The organism is Vibrio sp. V42_P2S4T144 (assembly GCF_009904715.1).
In the GTDB taxonomy this organism is placed as follows: Bacteria; Pseudomonadota; Gammaproteobacteria; order Enterobacterales; family Vibrionaceae; genus Vibrio; species Vibrio alginolyticus.
The window spans coordinates 1-2,001 of the sequence record NZ_WXWS01000503.1 but is presented as its reverse complement, the minus strand read 5'-3'; the positions used below and the strand labels follow the sequence as shown (position 1 = coordinate 2,001).

The following is a 2,001-nucleotide window of genomic DNA, read 5'->3' as shown; positions in this document are numbered from 1 at the left end:
ACACTCAACGTCGTCTCAAAACTGAACACGTTTTCGATTATCCATTGCCCAGCAAGTAGTGAACTGATGGATAGAAACGAACATCCGACCAATAGCGTTTTATGTTGGTAACTTCGGAACATTTCTCGGCTTAAGTTGGTCACTAGTAAACCAAAGAACATGATTGGCCCTACCAAAGCCGTAGAAATAGCAATCAAAACCGCCGAGATAATAAACACATTTCTCGTCACTTTAGGTACATCAACACCCAAACTTTTCGCATTGTCTTGGTCGAGCCAAAACACATCTAAAGTGCGATGCATCCTAAACAACAACCAACATGCAAACATCAAAGCCGGAGCACTAAAGTAAACCAAGTTCACTTTGACATTATTGAAACTGGCGTACAGTTTCGACTGAACAATTGCATATGTGTTTGGGTCCATCAGCAAAGAAAAGAATGACGCCGCATTGGAAAATAGCTGACCAAAGATCAAGCCGACCAATAGCAACGTAATCAGGTTCTTGCTGCCTTTTGAAAAGTAAAACCCAAACAGCAGTAGCGAAAACGACACCATTACAATGACTGCAATCGCGAAATTGACGTACAAGTTAAGCACCAAGGTACTCAACCCACCAAAAATCAACACGATCAATATTTGGGTTAACACATACAGCGCATCAAAACCCATGATACTTGGCGTTAAAATTCGGTTGTGCGTAATGGTTTGAAATACAAGTGAAGACTGAGCAATGGCCACACCCGCTAGCACTATCGCCAATACTTTAGGAACTCTACGAGACAAAAAATATTGGTAGTTGTCAGCCGTTAGCCCAATACCAATAAACAGACACGCGAAAAGAATCGCAATGCCACCTAGCAGCAGGATCTTCGTTGAATCACGCATGTTGCTTACCTCGCAACAACATAGCAATGAATACCACGCCACCCAATATGCTGATCACGATAGAGATTGGCATTTCATGAGGGAAAATAATTAAACGACTCACCAAATCGCAACACAACACTAAAATGGCCCCATACATGGCCGTAAGCGGAATGTTCTTTTTGAGGTTATCGCCATAAAAGTGACTCACGAGATTCGGTACAATCAGCCCTAAGAATGGCAACTGGCCAACAATCATCACGACACTTGCTGACATGATGGACACCAATAGCACGCCAATCGTCACAACCTGCTGATAATTCAAACCCAAGTTAATCGCGAAATCTTTTCCGATACCTACGGCAGAGATCCTTGCGGCAAAAAGATAGCTGAGGATAACCATTGGTACCGCGATGTACAGCAGTTCAAAATCACCACGCAAGATGTTGGCGAAGTTTGCGACTGTCCAAGCATTCAGACTTTGAAGTGCATCATATTTGTACGCGATAAACGTAGTCATGGATTGGATGACATTGCCGAAAATAATCCCGACAAGTGGCACAAAAACCACGCTCTTAAATTGAATGCGCTGAATAAAGAAAACAAACGCCAGCGTCCCAAATACCGAGATGCCGAACACGAGCCAAAGGTGATTATCATTACCAAAGAAAACCACGCTCAGTACATAGCCCAGCATGGCACATTCGATCGTACCAGTTGTAGAAGGTGCAGCAAATCGGTTCTGGCTGATTTGCTGCATGACAAGACCCGCAATACTCAAGCCAGCACCAGCAAGCAATATGGCAAATAAACGTGGTATACGGCTGGTAAAGAAAAGTTCTAATGCTTTCTCATCACCTGAAAAGAGTTGTTGGGGCGTCATGTTTGCCACCCCAACAAATAACGAAACCGTGCTTAAAACCACAAGGGTTAGCAATAACTTCTTCAAAGTTAACCTCTGCTATCTTGGATTACAGTTCAACGGTTTGCTTTATCTCACTGACCATTTTTTCTGTTGCTGTCACACCAGACATCGACAAGTACCACGCGTCCACATCTAAATAAGTGATTTTATGATTTTTATATGCCGCAGTCGCTTTGACTAAGTCGTTATCCATGGATTTACGAATATCGT

At 42.9% G+C, this 2,001-nt stretch carries 2 protein-coding genes and 1 pseudogene; all 3 read right to left on the bottom strand.

Annotated elements, in window-relative coordinates:
• The coding region (locus CAG68_RS16665) for an iron chelate uptake ABC transporter family permease subunit (RefSeq protein ID WP_161441389.1) at positions 1-887 on the bottom strand (887 nt) is incomplete at its 3' end.
• On the bottom strand, positions 880-1,815 hold the full coding sequence (gene vctD, locus CAG68_RS16660) for an iron chelate uptake ABC transporter permease subunit VctD (protein WP_017820306.1): 936 nt from the start codon (positions 1,813-1,815) through the stop codon (positions 880-882). The genes vctD and CAG68_RS16665, both read right to left, overlap by 8 nt.
• A 22-nt stretch (positions 1,816-1,837) precedes the next feature.
• Positions 1,838-2,001 (bottom strand): annotated as a pseudogene (locus tag CAG68_RS16655) (siderophore ABC transporter substrate-binding protein); the annotation flags it as partial.